The sequence below is a fragment of the Cupriavidus sp. CPT47-8839-RL05A genome (genome assembly GCF_058792255.1).
In genome coordinates this window covers 163,348-178,218 of sequence record NZ_JBYTEG010000008.1, presented here as the reverse complement: position 1 = coordinate 178,218, position 14,871 = coordinate 163,348, and the positions used below count along the sequence as shown (strand labels likewise).

Sequence of the window (14,871 nt, the reverse complement as noted above, 5' to 3'; positions counted from 1 at the left end):
TGCGCGCTGCCGGGGTGTCCGGGTGGCGCAGGCTCAGTCGGCCTGGCCGTTCATGGGTTGGTAGCCGGTGACTTCAAGGTCGAACCCGGTCATGCTGGGCATGCGCTGCGGCGACGCCAGCACGCGCATCCTGCCCACGCCCACGTCCTTCAGGATCTGCGCGCCCATGCCGTAGGTGCGCAGGTCCGGCTTGCGGCGCGGGCGCGACTGCGGCGCGTCCAGCGCGCTGAACTGCGTGAACAGCTGGTCGGCCGAGTCGCCACAGTTAAGCAGCACGATCACGCCGCTGTCGGCCTCGGCGATGGCTTTCATTGCCGCCGGAATGCTCCAGGAATGCGTGGTGCACTTCACTTCCAGCAGGTCCAGCACCGAGAAGGGCTCATGCACGCGCACCAGCGTTTCCTGGTCCGGCGCGGGCGAACCCTTGACCAGCGCCAGGTGCGCCTGGCCGGTGGGCTTGTCGCGGTAGGCGATGCTGTGGAAGGTGCCGTAGGGGGTCTGCATGGCGCGCTCGCCCACACGCTCGATAATGCTCTCGGTGCGGCTGCGGTAGTGGATCAGGTCGGCAATGGTGCCGATCTTCAGGTCATGTTCCTGCGCGAACTCGATCAGGTCCGGCAGGCGCGCCATGGTGCCGTCGTCCTTCATGATCTCGCAGATCACAGCCGCCGGCGTCAGGCCTGCCAGCGCGCCCAGGTCGCAGCCGGCCTCGGTATGGCCGGCGCGGATCAGCACGCCGCCGGGCTGGGCCGTCAGCGGGAAGATATGGCCGGGCTGGACCAGGTCGGCCGGCCTGGCGTCGCGGGCGACGGCGGCCTGCACGGTGCGGGCGCGGTCGGCGGCGGAAATGCCGGTGGTCACGCCCTCGGCAGCCTCGATCGACACGGTGAAGTTGGTGCCGTGCTGGGTGCCGTTGCGGCTGACCATCGGGTGCAGGTCCAGCTGGCGGCAGCGCTCGGCGGTCAGGGTCAGGCAGATCAGCCCGCGGCCGTGCTTGGCCATGAAGTTGATCGCTTCCGGTGTGACGAAATCGGCAGCCAGCACCAGGTCGCCTTCATTTTCGCGGTCTTCCTCATCGACGAGGATGACCATGCGGCCGGCGCGGATGTCGGCAATGATGTCTTCGGTACGGGCGATTTTCATGGCGTGCTGAACGGCAAATTGGGGCGAATCGAGCGAAAAACCGGCGAATAGCTGGGGCAGGAAACATGGCCGCGGTTGAAAGCGGCCGGACTGAGGCGGGGCGTCGGGCCGGGCCGGCCAGGCCATATACGCCCGGCAGGTTGCCCAGTCAAGCCGGGTATTGTACGCCAAGGCAGGCAAGGCGTGAGGCGACGGCGCCGGAAAGTACGGCGCCTGCCTGAAGCGGGTGGGGAGCGCGGTGATGCATGGGCCGCCCCGTTGCCGGCAGGGTGCCGGCGCCTGGCCCGGCCGGGGCTATGCGGCGGCGGCCAGCGCGGTGCCGTCGTGGCCTGCGGCACGCAGCCGCGAGGTCCTGGCGATGCGCGCCCTGGCCGCGCGGGTCGCGTCAGCCAGCGCGAGCTCGCGCGTGAGGAAGCCGGCGTTGGGTTTGGTGAACCTGGCATGCGCATCCAGCGCATAGGTCCATTCCCACTTGCCGAAGGTGACCTCGGCCAGTGTCACGACAACGTGGCAATGCTGATAGAAAAAACTCTCGCTCATGCTTGTTTCCTGTGTGGGACAGCGCGCTGGCCATGGCCTGCAAGCCATGCGGGCCAGTGGCGGTCTGTCAGCCAGCCGCGCAGGGGCAGCCGGCCATCCTGTGGGTCGATGGCGGCGGCGCCGGCATCCTGGGCGATCTCGCGGAGCCGCCCCTTTGCGTGCGGGTCGCATGCGCAGATCATCATCAGCTGGCCTGCGGTCATTTGTCGCTTCTGCCGCCTCAGGCCGGCGCGCATGATGCCGGCGCCGATCACGCTGCCCAGCCACCGGCCGACCACGGCGCCCAGCGCCATGCCGCCGAGGTAGGCCATGAAGCCCGTGGCCGCGTTGACCGGCGTGCCGTAGCGGAACACGATCCAGGCCACCAGCAGCGCGCCGGCGGCCATGCCGGCCGCCGCGACTTCATTGCGATAGGTGATCTGCGCCGCGTGGGGCGCGGGCAGGCCTTCGGCCGGCTGGTTGTCGCGCTGGAAGAACCATGGCCCGTCGATGCGTGCGGGAGTCGCGGCCAGCTCGCCAAGCTGTGCGTGCGCGTGCCTTGCCGCGGCAATGTCGTTCAGCCGGAAATACAACAGGGTGAGCATGGTCATGCCTCGCTTGGTGTCAGGTCCATTTGCCGCTGGACCACGGAAAGCCTGCGAAGCGCCGGGCGCCTGGGCGCCGGAATGTCTTCGCCAGGGGGGAGGACGGCGGCTGCAGCCGCGGCCATCCGTTGCCCACGGCCTGGTCCCAGTCGATCAGCAGCGTGGCGGCACGGTGCAGGTGGGTCGCGGCCAGGCGCACAAAGCCCAGGCGCGCGCGCATCGGCGCAGTGGGATGCCGGTCACGCAGCAGGCGCGTGGCCGGAAGTCGCTGATACAGGATTCTGGCGGTGGGATCGGGCACAGTGAGTTCCTTCATGGGTGCCGGGCAGCAATCCGGCCGGCAGTTGAAAGCAACGGCGGGAGCGCCAGCTCGCGGACGAGCGCGCGGCGCGGCGGGCAGGGGAGCATGAAGGTCCAGGTGGTCCCCGTGAGTGACTTCAGCAGTCACCGGTGCTAGACGTTGTCGAGGGGGGAGGCCCGGGAACGAGTGGCGAGCGCCTGTGGGCATACATGGACTGCAAGCGCTGCTCAACCATTCTAGGCTTCGGGCGCTGCAGGCACCAGCTGACTTACAACAAAGCTGCCAGGCCCCGCGCGGCGCACCTCCCAGGGGGCCGGCGGTGCAAGCAAATTGCCACAGGAGGGGTTTGTCAGCGTATGCTCGCGACAAAAGGGCACGCCCCGCCCTGAATGCCGCCGTGCTGGCAAGCGGCGGCCCGGACTTCAAATCAGGGCGCCGGCCCGATCGCGCCCGCGGACTTTGCACTACAAAGGGAGACAACCATGTCGAGGCAGATCAAGCACAAGGCCGAACTGCGTGCCCTGGTACGCGCCGAGCAATCGAAGTTCGCCGCTTGCGAGGGCGCCTGCTTTGGCGACGTGGTCTGGCACGCGCCGGACGCCGGCGGCTGCAACTGGAGCCTGTCCACGATGGAAGGCGGCAACAGCAGCGCCTGCGTGGAAGCGCTGCGCCCCTTCACCGACAAGCTGCGCGAGGCCTATAACGTGCCCGACGAGGGCAGGTAGCCCGCGCTATTACGCGGGGGCCTGCGCGGTCGACAGCATCCGCTCCACATAGCGGGCGATCAGGTCGATCTCCAGGTTCACGCGCGCGCCCGGCTTCAGTTCCTGCAGCGTGGTGACTTCCACGGTGTGGGGGATCAGGTTGATGGAGAACACGCAGCCGTCGGCTTCGTCATTGACGCGGTTGACGGTCAGCGACACGCCGTTGACCACGACCGAGCCCTTGTAGGCCAGGTAGCGCGCCAGCTCGCGCGGGGCGCGGATGCGCAGTTCATGCGATTCGCCCACCGGCGCGAAGTGCACAACTTCGCCCAGGCCGTCGACGTGCCCGGACACCAGGTGGCCGCCCAGGCGGTCGGCCAGGCGCAGTGCCTTTTCCAGGTTGACGCGGCCGGTGCTCTCCAGCCCCACGGTCTTGTCCAGCGACTCGCGCGAGACCTCGACGTCGAAACTGTCGGGCGCCATGGCGATCACGGTCATGCAGGCGCCCTGGATGGCAATGCTGTCGCCGATGATGACGTCCGACAGGTCCAGCCCGCCCGCGGCGATATGCAAGCGCACGCCGGCATCGGCGGCGCCCAGCGGGGTTACGGAATCAATGCGGCCGACTGCCGCGACAATGCCTGTAAACATGGTGGTGTCTTCTGCTTTGGGTATTTGGAATCTGGATACGCGGTGCCGGTGGGTGGCGCGCTACGCGTCGTTGCGCCGGGCAATCAGGCGCAGGTCGTCGCCGATCTGCCGGATCTCATGCCAGCGGAACTGCGCGGCGTCCTGCAGCCGCGCCAGCGGCGGCAGGTTGAACATGCCCTGGGCATCGCCCAGCAGCTTGGGTGCGAGGTAGATCAGCAGCTCGTCGGCGCAATGCTCGCGCACCAGCGAACCGTTGAGCTTGAAGCCGGCTTCCACGTGCAGCTCATTGATGCCGCGCCGGCCGAGTTCTTCCAGCATGCGGCGCAACTCGACCTTGCCGTGCGGGTTGGGCAGGACCACGACTTCGGCGCCGCGGCCTTCCAGTGCGCGCTGGCGTTCCCGGTCCTCCACCGCGCAGAACACCAGCACCGGCTTGGCGAACTCGCCGGTGTCCGGCGTCAGGATCTGCGCGTCCAGCGGGACCTCCAGCCGCGAATCGACCAGCACCCGCTGGGGCTGGCGCGGCGTGGCGATGGCCCGCACCGTCAGCGCGGGGTTGTCGTCGCGCACGGTGCCGATGCCGGTCAGGATCGCGCACGCACGTGCGCGCCAGGCATGGCCGTCGTCGCGCGCGGCCTGGCCGGTGATCCACTGGCTGGTGCCGTCATGCAGCGCGGTGCCGCCATCTATCGATGCCGCCACCTTGACGCGCACCCACGGCAGCCCGCGCGTCATGCGCGAGACGAAGCCGATATTCAGGTCGCGCGCTTCCTTCTCCAGCAGGCCGCAGCGCACGTCGACGCCGGCCTCGCGCAACCGCTGCAGGCCGCGCCCGGATACCGACGGGTTGGGATCTTCCATGGCCGCCACCACGCGCGCCACGCCCGCGCGCACCAGCGCTTCGGCGCACGGCGGCGTGCGTCCGAAATGGCTGCACGGCTCCAGCGTGACATAGGCGGTGGAGCCGGCCGGGTCCAGCCCGCGCGCCAGCGCGTCCTTCATCGCCTGGATCTCGGCATGGTCCTGCCCGGCCGGCTGGGTGAACCCCTGGCCGATGACCTGGCCATCCTTGACGAGCACGCAGCCGACGCGCGGGTTGGGCGTGGTGATGAACATGCCCCGCGCGGCGAGCGCGAGGGCCTGTTCCATGGCGGCGTGGTCGGTATCGGAAAACATTCGGCGGTTGCGTTTGCCTTGGCGCAGCGATCTGGAATACAGGGCTGCCGGGTTATGGTGGTCCGGAGGACTCCGTCGCATCGCAGTCAGCGTCGCGGCCGGGGGTGCAGAGTCGGATACGTCCCTGCGCGCCCAGCCTGACTTGCCGCTGCTCGCCACGGCAGCCGAGCGTGAAAGTGGCGGCCTGGAAACCGCCCTGCTCAGAACGAGAGTATCCCACAGGCAGGAATTTCAGCACATTCGTGCCGCGGGCGGTCTGGCGCAGCGTCACCCACAGGCAGGGCATGGCCGGTTCGACCACGGCCAGCACCGCGCGGCGCTCCGGGTCGCCGTCTGCCGCGACCAGTTGCCAGCCAGGGCCCAGCGTGGCCTCGCCCGGCAGCGGCTGCAGCGTCACCTCGAGGCGGCGCGCCAGTGCGGTGGCCCGCGCCAGCGCCAGCGATGCCGCCAGCCGGTCGGCCGCCAGTGTGACCTGCTGCCGGGCGAGCAGGCCGCTGAACACCGGATAGGATGCCGCCGCCAGCAGTGCCAGGATGGCCAGGCCGGCGAGCAGTTCGGCCAGGGTCAGGCCATGGTTGCGGCGGGGTGCGTGGCTGTTCATCGCGCCTTCAGCAATGGGACGGAAGCGGCCGTGGCACGGCTTCACCTTCGGGCAGCGTCAGCCACTGTCCGGTGCTGCGCAGGATCAGCACGCCGCACTCCGGATCTGGCCGCTGCGGCACGGCACGCAATTCAACACAGGTATCCAGGCCGGCCTGCGGGCATGCCGCGGCTGTCACGACATGACGCACGGTGCCGGTGTCCGGTACGGGAAGTGGCCATTCCCCGGCGGCCACTCCGGCACCGGGTTCGGCGGCAAACGTCATGGCGCCGACGGCATGGCGTTCCAGTTGCAGCATTCCCTCGGTCAGCGCGGTACGCGCCTGCGCCCGCCATCCCCGCATCAGGTGGCCGTGCCAAGCGGGCACGGCGACGGCCGCGAGGATGGCGAGGACGGCCAGCGCAACCGCAAGCTCGACCAGGCTGAACCCGGCCCGGGGCCGGGAGGCAGGCGCCGCGGCAGTCATGGCAAATCCTCCCGTGCCGGTCCGACGAGCTCGCGCCAGCGCAGGCGCCCGGTGCGCCGGCTGGCCATGGTTTGCGACACCCGCGTGACCGAGTTGCCATCGACAGCCCACAGCGACAGCTCATAAGCCTGGTGCGCGGTGCGGCCCGGCTGCACCGGTGCGGCGGGCAATTCGGCAGCGGTCACGAACACGCTGGCGCCTGGAGGCAGCAACTGGCCGGTGGCCACGTGCAGGCGTTCGCCGGTTCCGCTCTGGCTGACCGATTCCCCGGTTGCCGCCAGCACCAGGTAGCTGCGTTGCGCGCCATCGGGCGTGCGCGTCACGAACAGCAGATGGCCGGGGAAGACCGGCTGGACCTCCACCACCTGTTCGCCGGCATGGGGCAGGGTCAGATGCCAGCCGGCATCACCGGCGCCGGCAGGCTGCGCGCGCAGGATGTGCCCGCCATCTGCGGCCTGCGCCGCGACTTCCACCAACGGGCCCGCCGTGGCGGCGCGCGTGGACGACAGGTCGGGCACCGCTGCAAGTTCGTTGCCCGCGCCATAGACCACGACCGGCGCAGTCGGCGATCCGAGCAGCACGGGCGCTTCGGGCATGAGCGGTTGCGCCGACGCCTGCATCCGGTGGAGGCATGACACCGCGGGCGCACCGCCCGGCTGGGGCGCCTCCGTGAGGGGGAAGCGCCATAGCTGGCCGGCATCGTCCGTCGCATAGGCAGCGCGTGCCGTGCCTGTCATGTCAGACAGCACGCTGGCCGCCACCAGGTTGCCGGTTGCCGGCCAGCCCAGGCAGTCGTGCTCCGGCAATGGCAAGGTGCGGACGGCGTACTGCCCGGCCCATGCCGCGCCGGCAGGCTTGTCCAATGGCAGCAGCGCAAGGCCGGAGCGGGCTGCCTCCGACTTGTCATGGGTCGCGGCAGCCAGCGTCACGACTGCGTACCAGCGCAATCCGTCCTGGCCGGGAATGCCGGCGGCACGCACCGGGCCGCGCGCTGATAGTGGCAATGTGTCCGCGGCGGCGATCTCCCACAGCAATGCAAAGGGCATCGGACCGTCGGGATCCGAGATGTCTAGCGCGAATGCCGCAGCGGGGTTGCCGGTCCTGGCGCTGCCAGGGATGCCGCACAGCAAGACCGTGCGCCACTCGCCATGGATCGTCACATCCTGCGCTTCGGGGCGAGGGCAGGGCGGGGGCGCCAGCGGCGCGTCGTTCGCCGGCGTGGCGGCGGCATGGGGCAACAGCACGCCGGGCAGATAGGCGGCGCGCTCCTCGCCGGTCACGGCGTCGAACCCGTGCAGCAGGCCGTCGTTGGTGCCCAGCCAGACGACATGCGGGCGCAGGCTGTAGCGCGTGCGAAAGCCGGCGTGCCCGGGTTTGCCAGGCGCCCAGGCCGGAGGCGCCACCACCCGCACGCGCGCGCCTGCGGCATTGCCGAGTCGCGTGTCGCGCTGGCGCAGGGCCGCCTCGGTGCGGTCGCCGCGCAGCCATTCGAGGTGAGCGCGGTCAAGGCGGCCAAGCATGTCGGCGCTATCCGTATTCCGGAAGGCGGCATCGATGGCATCCCATTGCAGCGCGATGACGCGCTGCGGCGGCGCTGACGACGTGAATATGCGACGCGATCCGACAGGCCGATGGTCGAGGCTTGCGCCGGCCTCCCATAGATAAGGCGACAGCACTGGCGCCGGTCCTTGCCAGCCGACAGCGAACAAGCGCCCGGTCCATGGATATGCGCCCGCCGCGGTCCGGTAAGCCAGGGGCAGCCGGCCTGTTTCGGATCCGGTGGCGGCGGACGCTGGTGCAATGGCGATGGCCAGGCAGGCGAGGGCAAAGGCAACGAGGCGATTCACGGCTGGATCACGCTCTGTACCACGGCACGTGTCGCACGGCTGCGGCCGAAGCCGATGGCCGTGATCCGGATCCGTGGTGCCGGTGTGGTAGCGGAAGGGACATCCGGAGCGCTGTAGCCGGACGGTGGCTCTTCCAGAATCTCGGCGACATACCGCGGCAGTTCGCGCGTACCGGCGGCACCCGCGGGCAGCACCGGCAGCGTCGCACCGGTGAAGCGGCCGAATGGCACGCCGACGGTGTCCGCGCTGGTGTCGGCCAGCAGCCAGGGCTGCCACACGGGCGGGCCGGTCACCGCTGGCCGGCACACGCCAGCCTGTTGGCCGCTGCCGCAGTGTCCCGGTGCCGGCCAGATGCCAAGCCGGCCCATCATGTCTTGCGATATGGCGGCCGCAAGCAGGTCCGACTCGGCATCAAGCAACGCGACCTCGGCGGCCCGGAATGCGATTTCGCGTTCGAGCTGCATGACGGCAAGTTGCCGCGCGGACAGCAGCATGTGCAGCGTGCCGGCAGCGGTCAGCACTATCAGCAGCAGCATCGTGGCGCAGAGCAGCAGCGTGACGGCGCCTGCATTGTGGCGACGTGGAAGGCGGCGGGCTAGCACAGCGTCTCCTGGCAGCGTGGCGCATTGCGCAGCCGCACCGTGGTGGCGAAGACGCGGCGGGCGGTGCTGGCCTGCGACGGCGGCACCGGCGCCAGATCGCCGGCGGCGGTGCCGGGTGCTGGCAACGGGTCGTCGCCTTTGCCCGGGCTTGCCGCCGCCGCCGAACCCGGGCGTTCGCCGCGCACGGCAATGGCAATCTGCACGGCCACCACGCGATGCCAGGCGGATTCATCCAGCGAGTGGATCGCGGATGCCGTCTCGAAGCGGTCGGCCCGGCCGTCGCGGTCCGTATCCAGGCCGTAGCGCACTTGCAGTGATTCAACGCCGCGGACCAGCGCGCCGGAGGTCCAGCCAGTGCCGTCGATCACGCCACCGCGGCGTGCCGGGTAGCGGCACAGCAGTTGCGGCACGCCATCGCTGCCCGCCGCGACATAGATCAGGTTGGCTGCGACGTAGCCACTGCGCGCGTCAGCACTGGCCACGCGCGCGGCGACGGCGTAGCCGCTGCAGTCGGTCATGGTTTCATCGGGCTGCGACGGCGCCGCCGGCAGGCCGCTGCCGCTGAAGCGGACCAGCAGCGCATCGCTGCGGCCGACGCCGGCCCTGCCGCAGGACGGCACCGCACCGATGGCAGGCTGGCCGCAGTCGTCGGCGCCGCTGACGGCCGATGGCGCAGGGTAGGAGGTGGCGGAAAGGGGCTCGCCCGGCCAGCCGGACTGGCGCAGCAGCGCGGCGATGATCGTCAGGGCGCGCTGGCCGCGTTCTTCGAGCAGGATGCGGTCGGTGGCGGTGAGGTAGGCGGTACGAGTGGCATGGAATGCCGCAACGGCTGCCGCGGTGACGATCAGGCCGAGTATCAGTCCGACCAGCAGCTCGACCAGCGAGAATGCCCTGGATGCGTCCCGCCTCATGGCTGCCTCCACAAGGCGATCGCGGGTATGCCGGCCTGCCCGCCAAGCCATCCTGCCATGATCAGTGGCGAATCTTCCGGGCACGGAAACGCCGGGTTGTTCCCGCACCGGCTCGACCAGAGGTCTGGTCGCCCGCTTTGCAGTGCCGGCTGCGCTGTATCCAGCTCAGCTATCTCCACGGCAAGGCGGGCGGACCGGGCCAGCGCGTCGAGTTCGCGCAGCTGGGCCAGCGCCTTCGGCGCCAGCCCCATCATTGGCATCAGCCCGGCACCAAGGACGATCAGCGCGCACAGCGTTTCATACAGCGCGAATCCCGCGGGGCGGCCGGCGCAGCGCGGTCTGCGGCGCGGGCGGGCAGGTTGATGTGCTGGCTTGCGAAGATCCGGCATGGGCGGTCACCGAGACTGGCAGGGACCGTCAGACTAGCTGTCGCGAGCAGGCGAATACGTGCCTAAGCGTGGAGGATTTGCAGAATGTTGTTTCGGTCTTCCTGGGAACAGCTACCAGGCAGCCTCGCTTACTGGCACACCGTGGCTTGTGTCGGCACGGGCGCGCATACGCGGACCCTGCCCAACTGGCTGATATCGATGAGTTTCTGGTTGCCGGTGCCCAGTCCCATCAGCACCTGGGCAGACTGCATCGCATCTGCCAGCGTGCGTGTATAGCCTACGGGCGAGTAGGAGAGGACCCCCGACTGCGGCGTGCTGGAGAATGCTACGGTCAATCCCTGGGCGGAGGGTACATGCTGAACCAGCACGGTTTGGCCCGTGCAGTCCGCGCTTCGATTTGGGTTCAGGCAGACAGTCCAGCCGTTGCGCCAGTCATTACTGACCGGCGCCACGGTAACCCAGCTATTGCGCGATAGCGCATTGGCCCGTGCCAGGGAAAGCGACGAAGCCAGCGCGTCTGCTTCAGTGGCAAGCGTGTTGCGCTGAATGAAGGAGGTGTAGGCGGGTGCCGCCATGCCGGCGAGGATGACCAGCACGACCAGCGTGACCAGCAGTTCGATCAGCGTGAACCCGGTCTGGGGTCGGGGGGCTTGGGCGCGCATCACCAGCACTCCTGGGGCAGGTTCGCGAAGGCGGCGACATTGTTGATCAGCACGCCGCGCTCGCCGGTGCTGCGCAGCAGCAGCGTGCCGCACCGGTTGTCGGCGATGGCGGGCGTGGCGCTGACCTGCACGCATTCGTTGAATGCCAGGCCTGCGCACGCGCCGGATGCGATCGTGTAGTTGCCGCTTTCCGAGGCTTGCGGGAAGCCGCGCCAGGCGCGCGTGCTGTCGGCGGGGTCGACATAGGAGTTGGCCTGTGCATAACGACGCTCCAGTGCCTGCATGGCCGTCATCAATGCGGCCTTGGCTTCGGTGCGGCGCCCGCGGGCAACATGTTCGGCGTAGCTGGGATAGGCAATGCCGGCGAGGATGCCAAGGATGGCGATGGCAATCAGCACCTCCATCAGCGTGAAGCCGCTGGCGTGGCGACGCCGGTCACGGTGGCAGAGCGTCATTTTGCGGCTCCGAAATTACGAATCTCGCGCCAGCCAAGGCGCCCGGTGGCGGGGTGCCCCCCGTCGGTGGCTGTGTTGCCGGACACAAGCGGCCTGCTGGACAACGACGCGCCTCCGCTGCGGCCGCCACCCGATGCACCGAACGAAAACACGTCGATGAACTTCAGCGTGGTGATCTGGCCGACTGCATTGCGCTGTGGATCCACCGTGGTCTTGGTCTGGATCAGCACCGGCGCTCCCAGGATGCCGAAGGTGGAGAGATCGCCGGTCGATGTCCCCGTGGCGGGCATGCCGGTCAGCGCATTGATCTGGTAGCGGCCGCTGTTGCTGGAGGCACCGCAAAGGTCATCGCCGGTCATCAGCGAGTTGAACCAGATCTTTCCGTAGGCTGGCACGAGCGCGGTGACCTGGCGTTCTCCGTTGCCCGGGAAATCAAAGTACCACCCCGCTTTCTGCCCAGTCTTTGAGCCGAGGCTATAGCTGCGTGACGAATATTCGTAAGCGCCCTTGCTGTTGCGGGTCAGGGTGACCGGGTTCAGCATGCTGCGGTCTGCGATCGACTGGGAGCCCCCCGCATCGTAGATGCCGTACATGGCGTTCCGGGTCAGCGTGCCGGTGGTGATGGTGTCGGCAGGCTCCAGGTACTTCCCGGTGCCGAACACCACCATGTAGCCGCCGGGCGCGTAGACCCACTTGGGCTGGACCGTGATCGGCTGCGGTTTTCCGCTGGCATCGCGAGCCTGGAACAGCGGCCGGCCGTAGTTGCCGCCGCCGTAGTAGGGCAGGGCCCCGGCAGCGTTCCAGGTGGATGGGCCGCCATTGAGGATGAACTTCCAGAGGCGGCCCTGGAGGTCGCCGGCGTAGGCGGCGACGGTCTGTCCGTCGGTAAGCCGCACCAGCGCCGGCGAGCTCAGCCCGTTGGCAATGCCTGCGGTGGCGTCCGCCGCCATCGAGATCTTCCAGTAATTGACGCCCAGTTGCCACGGCGTCCCGGCCGGCTTGTCCAGTGCCACGATGAACAGCACCGAAGGCGCGGCCGGATTGCTCGCGCCATCCGCATCGTTGGCATTCAGGCCGTTGCCCGTCATGGCAAACCACTTGTACACAGGCTTGTTGTCGGAGTCCTTGCCGGCAAACAGCTTGACGATCTGGGGCGGCGACATGACGTTGCCCATGTCGGCATCATCCTTGTCCGTGAACTCCCACAAGACATTGCCGCTTCCGACGCTGGCGGGATCGCTGACATTCAGCGCAAAGAGGCCTTGCGCGCCGCCACCCATGCCAGAAACCAGCACGGTCTGCCAGGCGTTGCCGACCCGGGCTTCCGCCACGGCAGGCGTGGCGTCCACGTACGGACGATGGATATAGCTCGGCGAGGTCAGCTGGGCCAGGCTGGCGAACACCGCGTTTGGCACGTAGGCAAACAGTTCAGAGCCATTGGCGGCATTGAATGCGTGGAGCATGCCATCGTTGGCGCCGATATAAACGGAGGCGGTACGCTCGCTGTGGGCCTTGTAGAAGGCGGTGTAGTCGCGTTCGGCGATGGTGCTGGACGGGGCCGCCATGTAGACGGGGCCCGAGTTGACGATGTCGCCCAGCAGTGAGTCGCGCAAGCGCATGGTCCCCGTGCTGCCGGTGGATTGCTCCTGGCTGCGTTCGCCGCGCAAATAGCTGAGCCGGCCCTGGGCCACGGTGTCAGTCTCTGTCGGCGCGAGCTTCAGTGCGGCCTTCTGCGCGGCGTTGAGGGATTTCCACTCGAAGGTGGCGCCCGCACCCGCGCCGGTTCCCGCATTGTCGGCCGTGCCCGACGGGACCCAGGTCAGCAGATTGCGGGCAGCGGTGCGGGCAGTCAGCACCTTGCCGGCCTCCCAGGTTTCGGTATTGGAGATCTGAACGCCGGTATTGGGATCATTGATCACCGCCAGTGCCGACAGGCGCCCGTTCCATCGCTGGTCGAATCCGGGAGTGAACAAGAGGGTGTCGCTCGCCACCTGGGAAGAGGTCAGTGCCACGCCAGACAATGTGCCGGCCGCGTTGACGATTTGCGCGAAGACCCTCTTGATGGAAGCGATCATGGCGGCCGGCTGCCCGGCCAGGAACCAGTTGGCGGGGACGTTGGATCCGCCCGACGATTCCCATTCGGCATTGCTGGTGACGGTGGCGCCGCTGGCCCCCTTGGTGCGGAACGGATTGCCATCACCGTTCTGGTCGTCAAAGCCGCCGTACTTTGCCGCCAGGTACATCTGGCTGCGGCGCTGTTCGTCGCCGACGCTGCCGTTCCCGTTCTCATTGACGTCGATGCTGAACGTGGTGACGCGCAATTCCGGCATATCCGGGCGGAAGCCGTAGGTATGCGCCCAATACGCGACGCCGGCCATATAGTAGGTGCCGTGGCCGCCGGAGCCGGTGTCGGCGCCAGCCAGGTTGGCGAGCGAGCTGTCGGGGCGGCTGTTGCCGGATGTTCCCGAACTCTCGAGATCGGCCACCGCCTGCGTCCAGGTCCTGACATCGAAGCTGTACTTGCTGTATTTCGATATCGCGTCCGCCGGCCGGGCCGAATCGTTGGCAGAGACCGGCTTGCCACCGGAGAGGTAGGTCGTCCTGATGTTGCCTGGGATGTATCGGTCCCAGTGCGTATTGATATCGGCAATGGCAAGGACGTAGTTCTTCTGGCAGCTGGCAAGGATGGGGTCTGTCCATTGCGTGTAGACCGGGAATCCATCCTTGTAGGCGCTGGCATTGTCGATGGCTTCGGGCGTTGGTTGCCGGCCTTGCAGGTAGCGGATGCTCTCGTAGTAGAGTTCGCCGACCGGATCCAATGACTTGTAGGCGCCGGAACGCCCGAACTGATTCAGGTAATTGATGACGCCGCTGATATTCTCTGACGCGCTCTCGGGGTTCTGGATGAATACGCCGTCGTCATCCCATTCCCGGCGCAGGTTGCTGGCTTGGTTGAAATTGCTGTCGACGGTGTTCGGCCCCACATACTTCAGGGGCGCCCGCAAGACACCGCCATAACGGGTATTGGCGCTGTCGTTCAGGTAGCCAAACGCGCCAAAGCGGACCTTGTCGGCATTGCGCTGCATTTCGCCAACCGGCTTGTACCCGGTGCGATACAGCTTGCAGAGATCGGTGCGGGACCTGGCTTCGCTTGCATCGCAGACTTGCACCCGTACCAGGTAGGTGCCCTGGTTCCTGTACTTGCCGGGGCTCGAGCAGCTGGCGCCGGATTCGGTGCTGTCCCCAAAGAACAGCTTGTTGCCACATGAGGTGATGTACAAGGTCCTGCTGCTGAAAGGCGTGACCGAGGACGCCTTGTCGTAGGTCTTGCGGGGGAAGTAGGAGTTGCTGTTGAAAAAACTCTCCTGCAGCACAGCACGTTGCAGGATGGTCTGCGTGGCGGTGTCAACGACGCGGTCGCCCCCGGTCAGCGCGTAGCGCAGCATATCGATGGCCGAGGCCGTGGCCCAGTTCATGAAGTTGCCGCTGAACTGGCCCACGCATGTGTGATCGGCCGTGTTGGCGTCGCCGGCAATGACAAAATAGCCATTGCTGGCGCTTCCGCTGTAGGTGTAGCACTTGAGCGGATTGAAGTAGCCAATGTATTCGGTGGTCGGCGAATACGAGCCGGAGCGATAGGCTGCCCCAACCGTGGGGAACTCCACCGAGAGCGTCAGCAGCAGGTTGGGATGGATATTCTGGTTGCGGCCGTACAGCGGCGCCTGCGCGATCTTGACGGTCGCGAGGCTGCTCTGTTCCGTTGCGGCAAGCAGCGGGCCCGCGGGCAGGCTGAGAAGCGCAGCCATTGCCGCGAAAATGAATTTCCGGATGCGGCTCAT

Annotated in this window: 16 protein-coding genes; 1 reads left to right on the top strand and 15 read right to left on the bottom strand. The window is 67.9% G+C overall.

Annotation, left to right across the window (positions count from 1 at the left end):
- Nucleotides 1-33: 33 nt before the first annotated feature.
- The 4 genes from ribBA to AC3WVS_RS11995 form a co-directional block, all read right to left on the bottom strand.
- Nucleotides 34-1,143 (bottom strand): bifunctional 3,4-dihydroxy-2-butanone-4-phosphate synthase/GTP cyclohydrolase II, encoded by a 1,110-nt coding sequence (ribBA, locus tag AC3WVS_RS12010; protein WP_010813762.1) that lies wholly within the window; start codon nucleotides 1,141-1,143, stop codon nucleotides 34-36.
- 294 nt (nucleotides 1,144-1,437) lie between these two features.
- Nucleotides 1,438-1,683, bottom strand: coding sequence for a hypothetical protein (locus tag AC3WVS_RS12005; RefSeq protein WP_492318809.1), 246 nt, complete (start codon nucleotides 1,681-1,683; stop codon nucleotides 1,438-1,440).
- Nucleotides 1,680-2,273: a hypothetical protein gene (locus AC3WVS_RS12000; protein ID WP_492318808.1), complete on the bottom strand. Its 594-nt coding sequence runs from the start codon at nucleotides 2,271-2,273 to the stop codon at nucleotides 1,680-1,682. Before AC3WVS_RS12000 ends, AC3WVS_RS12005 begins: the two co-directional genes overlap by 4 nt.
- A 13-nt stretch (nucleotides 2,274-2,286) precedes the next feature.
- On the bottom strand, nucleotides 2,287-2,583 hold the full coding sequence (locus AC3WVS_RS11995) for a hypothetical protein (RefSeq protein ID WP_010813759.1): 297 nt from the start codon (nucleotides 2,581-2,583) through the stop codon (nucleotides 2,287-2,289).
- 467 nt (nucleotides 2,584-3,050) lie between these two features.
- Between AC3WVS_RS11995 and AC3WVS_RS11990 the strand changes: the two genes are divergently transcribed.
- Nucleotides 3,051-3,293 carry a hypothetical protein gene (locus AC3WVS_RS11990; RefSeq protein WP_492318807.1) on the top strand — a complete coding sequence of 81 codons (243 nt, stop codon included), beginning with the start codon at nucleotides 3,051-3,053 and terminating at the stop codon, nucleotides 3,291-3,293.
- 9 nt (nucleotides 3,294-3,302) lie between these two features.
- Here the strand turns inward: AC3WVS_RS11990 and AC3WVS_RS11985 are convergent, their stop codons facing one another.
- The 11 genes from AC3WVS_RS11985 to AC3WVS_RS11935 all read right to left on the bottom strand — a co-directional run bounded on the left by AC3WVS_RS11985 (nucleotide 3,303) and on the right by AC3WVS_RS11935 (nucleotide 14,871).
- A complete protein-coding gene (locus AC3WVS_RS11985; RefSeq protein WP_010813757.1) occupies nucleotides 3,303-3,923 on the bottom strand; it encodes a riboflavin synthase in 621 nt (206 codons plus the stop codon).
- Between the two features lie 60 nt (nucleotides 3,924-3,983).
- On the bottom strand, nucleotides 3,984-5,099 hold the full coding sequence (gene ribD / locus AC3WVS_RS11980; RefSeq protein WP_492318806.1) for a bifunctional diaminohydroxyphosphoribosylaminopyrimidine deaminase/5-amino-6-(5-phosphoribosylamino)uracil reductase RibD: 1,116 nt from the start codon (nucleotides 5,097-5,099) through the stop codon (nucleotides 3,984-3,986).
- Nucleotides 5,100-5,151: 52 nt separating this feature from the next.
- Nucleotides 5,152-5,700 (bottom strand): GspH/FimT family pseudopilin, encoded by a 549-nt coding sequence (locus AC3WVS_RS11975; protein ID WP_492318805.1) that lies wholly within the window; start codon nucleotides 5,698-5,700, stop codon nucleotides 5,152-5,154.
- Between the two features lie 7 nt (nucleotides 5,701-5,707).
- Complete coding sequence (locus AC3WVS_RS11970) at nucleotides 5,708-6,166, bottom strand: type IV pilin protein (protein WP_492318804.1); 459 nt, start codon at nucleotides 6,164-6,166, stop codon at nucleotides 5,708-5,710.
- Nucleotides 6,163-7,686, bottom strand: coding sequence for a pilus assembly protein (locus AC3WVS_RS11965; RefSeq protein ID WP_492318803.1), 1,524 nt, complete (start codon nucleotides 7,684-7,686; stop codon nucleotides 6,163-6,165). The genes AC3WVS_RS11970 and AC3WVS_RS11965 overlap by 4 nt, the downstream gene beginning before the upstream one ends.
- A 323-nt stretch (nucleotides 7,687-8,009) precedes the next feature.
- On the bottom strand, nucleotides 8,010-8,615 hold the full coding sequence (locus tag AC3WVS_RS11960) for a pilus assembly protein (RefSeq protein WP_492318802.1): 606 nt from the start codon (nucleotides 8,613-8,615) through the stop codon (nucleotides 8,010-8,012).
- A complete protein-coding gene (locus tag AC3WVS_RS11955) occupies nucleotides 8,609-9,526 on the bottom strand; it encodes a PilW family protein (RefSeq protein ID WP_492318801.1) in 918 nt (305 codons plus the stop codon). The genes AC3WVS_RS11960 and AC3WVS_RS11955 overlap by 7 nt, the downstream gene beginning before the upstream one ends.
- Nucleotides 9,523-9,915 carry a type IV pilus modification PilV family protein gene (locus AC3WVS_RS11950; protein ID WP_492318800.1) on the bottom strand — a complete coding sequence of 131 codons (393 nt, stop codon included), beginning with the start codon at nucleotides 9,913-9,915 and terminating at the stop codon, nucleotides 9,523-9,525. The genes AC3WVS_RS11955 and AC3WVS_RS11950 overlap by 4 nt, the downstream gene beginning before the upstream one ends.
- 128 nt (nucleotides 9,916-10,043) lie before the next feature.
- Nucleotides 10,044-10,577, bottom strand: coding sequence for a GspH/FimT family pseudopilin (locus tag AC3WVS_RS11945; protein ID WP_492318799.1), 534 nt, complete (start codon nucleotides 10,575-10,577; stop codon nucleotides 10,044-10,046).
- On the bottom strand, nucleotides 10,577-11,032 hold the full coding sequence (locus AC3WVS_RS11940) for a type IV pilin protein (RefSeq protein ID WP_492318798.1): 456 nt from the start codon (nucleotides 11,030-11,032) through the stop codon (nucleotides 10,577-10,579). Before AC3WVS_RS11940 ends, AC3WVS_RS11945 begins: the two co-directional genes overlap by 1 nt.
- Nucleotides 11,029-14,871, bottom strand: a complete 3,843-nt coding sequence (locus AC3WVS_RS11935; protein ID WP_492318797.1) for a pilus assembly protein — start codon at nucleotides 14,869-14,871, stop codon at nucleotides 11,029-11,031. The genes AC3WVS_RS11940 and AC3WVS_RS11935 overlap by 4 nt, the downstream gene beginning before the upstream one ends.

What these genes read in the sequence shown, in the direction of transcription:
- ribBA (WP_010813762.1), bottom strand. Translation starts at nt 1,143, where the DNA reads ATGAAAATCGCCCGTACCGAAGACATCATTGCCGACATCCGCGCCGGC.
- AC3WVS_RS12005 (WP_492318809.1), bottom strand. Translation starts at nt 1,683, where the DNA reads ATGAGCGAGAGTTTTTTCTATCAGCATTGCCACGTTGTCGTGACACTG.
- AC3WVS_RS12000 (WP_492318808.1), bottom strand. Translation starts at nt 2,273, where the DNA reads ATGACCATGCTCACCCTGTTGTATTTCCGGCTGAACGACATTGCCGCG.
- AC3WVS_RS11995 (WP_010813759.1), bottom strand. Translation starts at nt 2,583, where the DNA reads ATGAAGGAACTCACTGTGCCCGATCCCACCGCCAGAATCCTGTATCAG.
- AC3WVS_RS11990 (WP_492318807.1), top strand. Translation starts at nt 3,051, where the DNA reads ATGTCGAGGCAGATCAAGCACAAGGCCGAACTGCGTGCCCTGGTACGC.
- AC3WVS_RS11985 (WP_010813757.1), bottom strand. Translation starts at nt 3,923, where the DNA reads ATGTTTACAGGCATTGTCGCGGCAGTCGGCCGCATTGATTCCGTAACC.
- ribD (WP_492318806.1), bottom strand. Translation starts at nt 5,099, where the DNA reads ATGTTTTCCGATACCGACCACGCCGCCATGGAACAGGCCCTCGCGCTC.
- AC3WVS_RS11975 (WP_492318805.1), bottom strand. Translation starts at nt 5,700, where the DNA reads ATGAACAGCCACGCACCCCGCCGCAACCATGGCCTGACCCTGGCCGAA.
- AC3WVS_RS11970 (WP_492318804.1), bottom strand. Translation starts at nt 6,166, where the DNA reads ATGACTGCCGCGGCGCCTGCCTCCCGGCCCCGGGCCGGGTTCAGCCTG.
- AC3WVS_RS11965 (WP_492318803.1), bottom strand. Translation starts at nt 7,686, where the DNA reads ATGCTTGGCCGCCTTGACCGCGCTCACCTCGAATGGCTGCGCGGCGAC.
- AC3WVS_RS11955 (WP_492318801.1), bottom strand. Translation starts at nt 9,526, where the DNA reads ATGAGGCGGGACGCATCCAGGGCATTCTCGCTGGTCGAGCTGCTGGTC.
- AC3WVS_RS11950 (WP_492318800.1), bottom strand. Translation starts at nt 9,915, where the DNA reads ATGCCGGATCTTCGCAAGCCAGCACATCAACCTGCCCGCCCGCGCCGC.
- AC3WVS_RS11945 (WP_492318799.1), bottom strand. Translation starts at nt 10,577, where the DNA reads ATGCGCGCCCAAGCCCCCCGACCCCAGACCGGGTTCACGCTGATCGAA.
- AC3WVS_RS11940 (WP_492318798.1), bottom strand. Translation starts at nt 11,032, where the DNA reads ATGACGCTCTGCCACCGTGACCGGCGTCGCCACGCCAGCGGCTTCACG.
- AC3WVS_RS11935 (WP_492318797.1), bottom strand. Translation starts at nt 14,871, where the DNA reads ATGAGCCGCATCCGGAAATTCATTTTCGCGGCAATGGCTGCGCTTCTC.